Here is an 8,427-nt window from a genome sequence, read left to right as displayed (position 1 = left end):
GGCACTGGCCCGGCTGGCCGCCCGGCAGCAGCCCAAGGCCCGCAAGCGGGACGGCCGCAGGCGCACGGTCACCGTCGACGCGGCCCGGCTGCGGCCCGGCGACGAGATCACCCTCGGCGCCGGCGACGTCGTGCCCGCCGACGCCCGGCTGCTCGACGTCGACGGTCTCGAGGTCGACGAGTCGGCGCTCACCGGCGAGTCCCTGCCGGTCACCAAGGCCGTCGACGCCACCCCCGGTCTGCCGGTGGCCCAGCGCACCTGCATGGTGTTCGAGGGCACCACCGTCGTCGCCGGGCGCGCCACCGCCCTCGTCGTCGACACCGGCGACCAGACCGAGGCGGGCCGCGCCGTCACGCTCGCCGCCCGCACCCCGCCGCCCGCCGGCGTACAGGCCCGGCTGCAGGAACTGACCCGCAAGGCACTGCCGGTGACCTTCACCGGCGGCGCGGCCGTGACCGGGCTGTCCCTGCTGCGCGGCAGCCCCGTACGCCGCGCCGTCAGCGGCGGTGTCGCGGTCGCGGTCGCCGCCGTACCGGAGGGACTCCCGCTCGTCGCGACGGTCGCGCAGATGGCCGCCGCCCGCCGGCTGTCCCGGCGGGGCGTCCTGGTCCGCACCCCGCGCACCCTGGAGGCGCTCGGCCGGGTCGACACCGTCTGCTTCGACAAGACCGGCACCCTCACCGAGAACACACTGCGCCTGGTCCGCGTCGCCACCGCCGACGGCACCGTCCTGCCCGTGGAGTCCGAACAGGCCGAACCGCTCCTGCGCCTGGCCGCCCGCGCCTGCCCGCAGGAGGAGACGGGCGAGGGCCGCCGGGTCGCGCACGCCACCGACGAGGCCGTCCTCGACGTCGCCCCGCCCGACGAGGGCTGGACACCGACCGGCGAGCTGCCCTTCGAGACACGGCGGGGCTACGCCGCGGCGGTCGGCCGCGACGGCGACCCGGACTTCGGCGAACTCCTCGTCGTCAAGGGTGCCCCGGAGACGATCCTGCCCGCCTGCCGGGACCTCCCCGACGGCACGACCGACACCGCCCACGAACTGGCGGGAAAGGGACTGCGCGTCCTCGCCGTCGCCCGGCGCCCCTGCCGGGCCGGCGACGCCGACGCCGAACTCGACGCACCGCTCGCGGACCTGGAGTTCAGCGGGTTCGTCGCCCTCGCCGACGTCCCCCGCGAGACCTCGCACGCCCTGCTCGCGTCACTGCGCCGCTCCGGAATCCTGCCCGTCATGCTCACCGGCGACCACCCGGAGACCGCCCGCGCCATCGCCCTGCAACTGGGCTGGCCGGAGGAGACCGAGGTCGTGACCGGCGACGAACTGGTCGCCATGGAGCGCCGCGAACGCGTGCGGGTGCTGCGCGGCGCCGGCGTCATCGCCCGGGTCGCACCCGAGCAGAAGCTGCACGTCGTGGAGGCCCTTCAGCAGGCCGGGCGGGTCGTGGCGATGGCCGGCGACGGCGCCAACGACGCCGCCGCCATCCGCGCCGCCGACGTCGGGGTCGGCGTCGAGGCCCGCGGCTCCGCCGCCGCCCGCAACGCCGCCGACCTGGTGCTCACCTCCGGCGACCTGTCCGTCCTGGTGGACGCGGTCGCCGAGGGCCGTGCCCTGTGGCGCAGCGTCGCCGACGCGGTGAGCATCCTCATCGGCGGCAACGCCGGCGAGGTCGGCTTCAGCGTCCTCGGCACCCTGCTGGCCGGCGCCTCGCCCCTGTCGACGCGTCAGCTGCTGCTGGTCAACCTGCTCACCGACATGTTCCCGGCCATGGCTGTGGCGGTCACGCCGAGCGACGACCCCTCGACGGCCGAGCACGCCGCGACCGGCCCGATGAGTCTCGACGTCCTCGGCGCGCCGCTGCTGCGCTCCATCCGGCGCCGGGGCATCACCACCTGCCTCGGCGCGGTCACGGCGTATCTCATCGGCCGCCTCACCCCCGGCACCGAACGACGGTCCACCACCATGGCCCTGTGCGGTGTGGTCGGCGCCCAGCTCGTGCAGACCCTCTCCGGTCGGCGCCACAGCCCCCTGGTGTGGGTCACGGCCCTCGGCTCCGCCGCCGTACTCGCCGCCCTCGTCCAGACGCCCGGGGTCAGCCGCTTCTTCGGCTGCACCCCGCTGGGCCCCGTCGGCTGGGCCGGCGTGGCCCTGGCCATCGCCCTCTCGGCCCTGGCCCCGCGCCTGGAACACCTCCAGGCGGTCCACACCCTCTACGAGGCCGCGGCACGACTCGCCCTGCGCCTCAACGACCTCACCCGGCAGGCCCGGGAACGGCTCCAGAGCGGGGTGGCCCGGCCGGCGGCTGCGTAGCGGGCGAAGACAGAAGGCGGCCGCCACCACGTTCCGTGGTGGCGGCCGCCGTTCTCGCTGATCACACCTCGCCGCGCCAGGCCCCGGTCTCCGTCCCCCGGGCCTCCATGAACTGCTTGAACCGCCGCAGATCACCGGAGACCTGCCGCTTCACGAACCCGAGCTTGTCGCCCACGGTCTCGGTCACGCCGCTGGGGTCGAACTCCATCTGGAGCATGACCTTGGTCGTGTCGTCCTGGATCCGGTGGAAGGTGACCACACCGGCCTGCCGGGCCTCGCCGTTCACGGTGGTCCAGGCGACGCGCTCGTCGGGGATCTGCTCGGTGATCTCCGCGTCGAACTCCCGCTCCTGGCCGCCGACCTTGGTCACCCAGTGCGTCAGGGTGTCGGTGCGCTGCTCGATGCGCTCCACGCCGTCCATGAACTGGGGGAAGTCCTCGAACTGCGTCCACTGGTTGTACGCGGTGTGCACCGGGACGCGGACCTCGATGGATTCCTCTACCTGTGACAAGGCGATACCTCTCTTTCTCGTACGGAGAACGACGGACGGGTACCAGATCTCGCGCCGGACACTCATGGTCGTCACGACTTGTAAGGTCGGGTGACGTGGCCACTTTGCTGATCGTCCATCACACGCCCTCGCCGAACTGCCAGGCGATGTTCGAAGCCGTCGTCTCCGGGGCGAGCGACCCCGAGATCGAGGGCGTCCGGGCCGTCCGCGTGCCGGCCCTGGCCGCCACCGCCTCCGACGTCCTCGCCGCAGACGGCTACCTCCTCGGCACCCCCGCGAACCTCGGCTACATGTCCGGCGCCCTCAAGCACTTCTTCGACCAGGTGTACTACCCCTGCCTCGACGCGACCCGCGGCCGGCCCTTCGGGTACTACGTGCACGGCGGCAACGACGTCACCGGAGCCGTGCGGGGCATCGAGTCGATCACGACGGGCCTCGGCTGGCGCCGCGCCGCCGAGGCCGTGACCGTGACCGGCGTGCCCGGCAAGGACGACATCGAGAAGTGCTGGGAACTTGGCGCCACGGTCGCCGCCGGACTCATGGGCTGAACGGATCAGGTCTCTTCCATGCGGCGCCGGTCCTGTTCGTCCCACGCCCGGGTGTCACGCGGCTGCGTGTACGGCTCCTCCTCGGGCGGAAGACCACCGGCGATGGCCCGCTGCCGGACCGTCTCGGCGTCGAACTCCAGGCCCAGCAGGATCGCCAGGTTGGTGATCCACAGCCACACCAGGAAGACGATGACGCCGGCCATCGTGCCGTAGGTCTTGTTGTACGAGGCGAAGTTGGCCACGTAGACCGCGAAGCCGGCCGACGCGATCATCCAGATCAGCAGAGCCAGCAGACTGCCCGGCGTGATCCAGCGGAACCCCTTCACCTTGGCGTTCGGGGTCGCCCAGTACAGGATCGCGATCATGATCGTGACCAGCACCACCAGAGCGGGCCACTTGGCGATCGACCACACCGTCAGCGCCGTGTCCCCGATCCCGAGCGCGGTTCCGGCCTGCCGGGCCAGCGCGCCCGTGAACACCACGATCAGCGCGCTGATCACGGCCAGCACCATCAGCACGACCGTCACGGCCACCCGCACCGGCAGCAGCTTCCACACCGGCCGGCCCTCGGGCATGTCGTAGACGGCGTTGGCGGAGCGGATGAACGCCGCCACGTAGCCGGACGCCGACCACACCGCGACGACGAGACCGACGACCGCCACCAGCGAGCCGATACCGGCATTGCCCTGCAACTGCTCGACGGCCCGGGTGATGATGTCGCGCGCCGAGCCGGGGGCGAACTGCTTGACGTTGTCGAGCACCGCGTCCGTGGTCGACTTGCCGGTGATGCCGAGCAGCGACACCAGCACCAGCAGCGCCGGGAACAGCGCCAGCACGCCGTAGTACGTCAGGGCGGCCGCCCGGTCGGTCAGCTCGTCGTCCTTGAACTCCCGCAGGCTCCCCTTCAGCACCGCACCCCACGACTTCCGAGGAAGCTCACTCGGGCTGTCCGGCGCGGCCCGCTCCACTTCGGGCCCGGGCCCGGGCTCCTGCTCCGGCCGTGGAGCGGGCCTTTCCGCGGCCGGAGCGTGAGCCCGGCCGGGAGCGGAGTCCTGAGGCGGAGCCTGGCTCGCGTGATGTTCTTTTCGTCCCGGAATATGCAGCTTCACCATGGGGGCCGGGTAACCCCGAGCCGTGCGGTTAAGCCGCACCAGGGCGCCCCGGCCTCCGATTTCGGATTGAGGGAGCGCTCCCAGAGCGGGCACGATGCCGCCATGACCACGCTCCCCGCCATCCGCCCGTACCGCCCCGAGGACCGTCCGGCCCTGACCGACATCTGCGTCCGCACCGCGCACCACGGCCAGGACAGCCGCCCCCACTACACGGACCCCGGCATCTTTCCGGTCACCTTCGCGGCTCCGTACGTCCATCTGGAACCGGACCTGGCCTTCGTGCTGGACGACGGGCACGGGCAGGCGGTCGGCTACATCCTCGGCACGGCGGACACCGCGCGCTTCGCCGAGGCCTTCCGCACCACATGGCTGCCACTGGTCGCCGGCCGCTACCCGGAACCGCCCCATCCGCCGCGCACCCCGGACGAGACGATCGCCCGCCTGCTGCACCACCCCGAACGGATGGTGGTCCCCGAACTGGCCGCCTACCCGGCCCACCTGCACATCGACCTGCTGCCCGAGTGGCAGGGGCGCGGCCACGGCCGCCGCCTGATGCGGACGTTCCTGGCGACCCTCCAGGACAGGGGAGTGCCGGCCGTCCACCTGGCCATGGCGACCGCCAACACCCGGGCCAGGGCCTTCTACGACCGCATGGGCTTCCACGAACTCGATGTCCCCGAGCTCGGCTCGGCCACCTACCTGGGCCGCACCACGAAGGAACTCGACCGGCTCTGAAAGAACCCTCCGTCGGACGCGTCGAACGCATCGAACGCGCCAGGAGACACGGAAGTGGCGCAATCACACATTGCCGACCCCGGGCATCGGGCGCAATCTGTGCTTGCGGGAGCGCTCCCACGCACGCGCTCCCGCACCCCCACGAACGACATGGAGAGCATCACACCCCCACATCCGAAAGAAGGAGATCATGAATTGTCATGGTCATGATCGTAGGTTTCGTTCCCGCCTGACGCTCGCCCTGAGTGTCCTGGTCGCCGCGCTGCTCAGCCTCATCCCCTGGAGCGGCACCGCCGTCGCCCACGGCTCGGTCGTCGACCCGGCCTCCCGCAACTACGGCTGCTGGCTGCGCTGGGGCAGCGACTTCCAGAACCCCGCGATGGCACAGCAGGACCCCATGTGCTGGCAGGCGTGGCAGGACAACCCCAACGCCATGTGGAACTGGAACGGCCTGTACCGCAACGGCTCGGCCGGCAACTTCCAGGCCGTGGTCCCCGACGGCCAGCTGTGCAGCGGCGGACGCACCGAGGGCGGCCGGTACAACTCCCTCGACACGGTCGGCGCCTGGAAGACGACCGACATCGGCGCCGACTTCACCGTGAAGCTCTACGACCAGGCCAGCCACGGCGCCGACTACTTCCTGGTGTACGTCACACGGCAGGGCTTCGACCCCACCACCCAGCCGCTGACCTGGAACGACCTCCGGCTCGTCGCCCGCACCGGCAAGTACGCGCCGAGCCAGAACTACGAAATCCCCGTGAGCACGTCGGGCCTGAGCGGCCGGCACGTCGTCTACACGGTCTGGCAGGCGTCGCACATGGACCAGACCTACTTCCTGTGCAGTGATGTGAACTTCCGCTGACCTGCGGTTCCCCGCCGGCCCCATGAGGCCGGCGGGGTTCTGGTGTTTCGCGGCTTCATGAGAGTTCTCCGAAAATTTTCGAGAGACGTGAACGCGCCGGTGCTCCCGTACGTATGGGGCGAGGGGATTTTCATGCCCGGTACGCCACAAGCGCAGGAGAGCACCCTTGGGACGCAACACGCGAAGACGCCCTACCGGCCCGCGACGCGCGACCTTCGCCGCATTCGCACTGATCCTCGGCGGAGGTGGCCTGATGGCGGCGAACGTCTACGCCTCGGCCACGGACGGCGGTTCGGGCGCCGACTCCGCCCAGACCCGGTCCGGTACGGGGGTCCCGACCGCGGGCTCCACGATCGACTGCCCGGACGTCGGCACCAAGCTGACCTCGGTCCCCGAACAGGCGCGGGGGGAGGTCGACAAGGAACTCGCCCTCCTGGACGAGCAGATCGCCAAGGCCTACCAGCGGCTGAGCGATTCCGCGCAGCAGGTGCGGCAGGACTCCGGCTTCGCCGACAGCGCGATCATGAACCCGCTGAAGGACAAGCGGGCAGCGGCCCTTGAGCGCATCGCGATCGCCATCGACCGGGTGGGGGACCGCCCCGAAGGGCTCGACGCCCTCGCCGCCTGCACCGTACGGGACTCCGGCAACCAGGCCCCCGCGCAGGGCGAGGGCCAGGACGGCGACGGCGGCCCACAGCCCGGCCAGGAGCAGGGACAGGACGGTCAGGAGCAGGGCGACGGGCAGGACGAGGGGGCTCAGGGCGGCAACGGCGGACAGGCGGGCAACGGCCCCGTTGCCGCCGACTTCGCGCCCATCACCAGCGTCCAGCCGGGCGTCGGCAGCCCCCGCCAGGGGACGAAAGCCTCCCGGGGCTCCTTCGCCACCGACTGCGGCGTGAACGAGAACGGCCTGTTCAACTCCGACAACATCATCGCCGCCCCGGGCGTCACCAACGGCGCCCACCACTTCCACGACTACGTCGGAAACCAGGCCAACAACGCCTTCGCCAGCGACCAGGACCTCGCGGACGCCAAGACCAGTTGCGCCGACCAGGGCGACAAGTCCTCCTACTACTGGCCTGTGTTGCGTCTGCAGAACGGCGCCCAGGAGCAGGACGCCAAGTCGCCCGGCGGCGGCATCGAGGGCAACGCCGGCGAGATCGTCACGCCGAAGCAGGTCACGCTGACCTTCGTGGGGAACCCGCGCGGCAAGGTCACCGCCATGCCGCGGCTGCTGCGCATCATCACCGGTGACGCCAAGTCGTTCGTCAACGGCCCGGCCAACGCCAACGCCTCCTGGAGCTGCACGGGCTTCGAGGACCGGCAGCTGAAGGACAAGTACCCGCTGTGCCCGCGGGGCAGCGACGTGGTGCGCACCTTCAAGTTCCAGAGCTGCTGGGACGGCCGCAACATCGACAGCGCCAACCACCGCACACACGTGGCGTTCACGGACGCCGCCGGCACCTGCCCGTCCGGCTTCCGGGCCATCCCGCAGCTGGTCCAGCGCATCGTCTACGACGTCGACGCGCCGAGCCTCGAGGACGGCGGCCGTACGACGCCGCTGTTCGCGGTGGACTCCTTCCCGGAGCAGCTGCACAAGCCGGTCACGGACCACGGCGACTTCATCAACGTCTTCGACGAGGATCTGATGCGGGAGATGGCCGACTGCATCAACGACGGCCGCACATGCGGTGCCGGAGCGGAAGCCGAGCCGGGCGACACCCCGGAAGAGGAGCCGCAGGAGCAGCCGACGAAGACCCCCGAGGCCCCGCAGGAGCAGCCCACCCGTACCCCGGACGCCCCGCAGGACGGCAACGCCGGCGGAAAGCCCGGCGACACGGGCGACGGCGGGAAGGCCGACGGCGGGAAGGGCGACGGCGGCGGCGGGAAGGGCGAGGCCGCCGAGCCGCCGGCGACGAACAAACCCGCCCCCGAGCCGGAGCAGACGCAGCAGCCGGAGCAGGGCGGCTCGCCCACGGCCGCGCCGCGCACCGACGCACCGGAGGTGTTCGCGACGCCCACCCCCGACGGCGGCACCGCGAAGGCCGGTGAGCAGGGCGACTCGAAGGACGAGGCCGGCGAGGACACGGAGGACGGCCTCGGCCGGTCCCAGGCCGTCGGAACGGCGACCAGCGCCGCTCCCACCCCGTCGCTCCCGTCCCGGACCGAGCCCCAGGCGGTCGGCAGTGGCGGCCTCGCCGACACCGGCGCCCAGCTCTGGCCGGCTGCGGCGGGCGCCGTCCTGGTCATCGCGGGCTTCGTCGTCCTGCGCCGCGTCAGGCGAGGCTGACAGACAGCCCCGGCACGACCGGCGAACGGCGGCGGGATCCGGCCCGGATCCCGCCGCCGTT

7 protein-coding genes are annotated in these 8,427 nt (G+C 71.9%); 5 read left to right on the top strand and 2 right to left on the bottom strand.

Annotation, left to right across the window (positions count from 1 at the left end; all coding sequences use genetic code 11):
• Positions 1–2,308 (top strand): cation-translocating P-type ATPase (locus CCL05_RS41445; RefSeq protein ID WP_143590040.1); only part of this gene is annotated, 2,308 nt, incomplete at its 5' end.
• Positions 2,309–2,369: 61 nt separating this feature from the next.
• Here CCL05_RS41445 and CCL05_RS41440 read toward each other — a convergent pair.
• Complete coding sequence (locus CCL05_RS41440; protein ID WP_086565721.1) at positions 2,370–2,819, bottom strand: SRPBCC family protein; 450 nt, start codon at positions 2,817–2,819, stop codon at positions 2,370–2,372.
• Between the two features lie 95 nt (positions 2,820–2,914).
• On the opposite strand from CCL05_RS41440, the gene CCL05_RS41435 reads away from it, so the two are divergent.
• On the top strand, positions 2,915–3,367 hold the full coding sequence (locus tag CCL05_RS41435; RefSeq protein ID WP_086565720.1) for a flavodoxin family protein: 453 nt from the start codon (positions 2,915–2,917) through the stop codon (positions 3,365–3,367).
• Between the two features lie 5 nt (positions 3,368–3,372).
• On the opposite strand, the gene CCL05_RS41430 is transcribed toward CCL05_RS41435, so the two are convergent.
• On the bottom strand, positions 3,373–4,476 hold the full coding sequence (locus tag CCL05_RS41430) for a YihY/virulence factor BrkB family protein (protein ID WP_425275987.1): 1,104 nt from the start codon (positions 4,474–4,476) through the stop codon (positions 3,373–3,375).
• A gap of 105 nt (positions 4,477–4,581) precedes the next feature.
• On the opposite strand from CCL05_RS41430, the gene CCL05_RS41425 reads away from it, so the two are divergent.
• From CCL05_RS41425 to CCL05_RS41415, 3 genes are all read left to right on the top strand, one after another.
• The gene (locus CCL05_RS41425; RefSeq protein ID WP_086565718.1) at positions 4,582–5,214 is read left to right on the top strand and encodes a GNAT family N-acetyltransferase; all 633 of its coding nucleotides are present in this window, start codon (positions 4,582–4,584) and stop codon (positions 5,212–5,214) included.
• Positions 5,215–5,404: 190 nt separating this feature from the next.
• A complete protein-coding gene (locus CCL05_RS41420; protein ID WP_086565717.1) occupies positions 5,405–6,076 on the top strand; it encodes a lytic polysaccharide monooxygenase auxiliary activity family 9 protein in 672 nt (223 codons plus the stop codon).
• A gap of 253 nt (positions 6,077–6,329) precedes the next feature.
• Positions 6,330–8,366 (top strand): DUF1996 domain-containing protein, encoded by a 2,037-nt coding sequence (locus tag CCL05_RS41415; protein WP_086565716.1) that lies wholly within the window; start codon positions 6,330–6,332, stop codon positions 8,364–8,366.
• The last annotated feature ends 61 nt before the right edge of the window (positions 8,367–8,427 follow it).

The sequence above is a fragment of the Streptomyces africanus genome, from assembly GCF_002150735.1.
Lineage (GTDB): Bacteria > Actinomycetota > Actinomycetes > Streptomycetales > Streptomycetaceae > Streptomyces > Streptomyces africanus.
The sequence above is the reverse complement of the archived record's forward strand: the minus strand, read 5'-3'. Positions and strand labels throughout refer to the sequence as shown.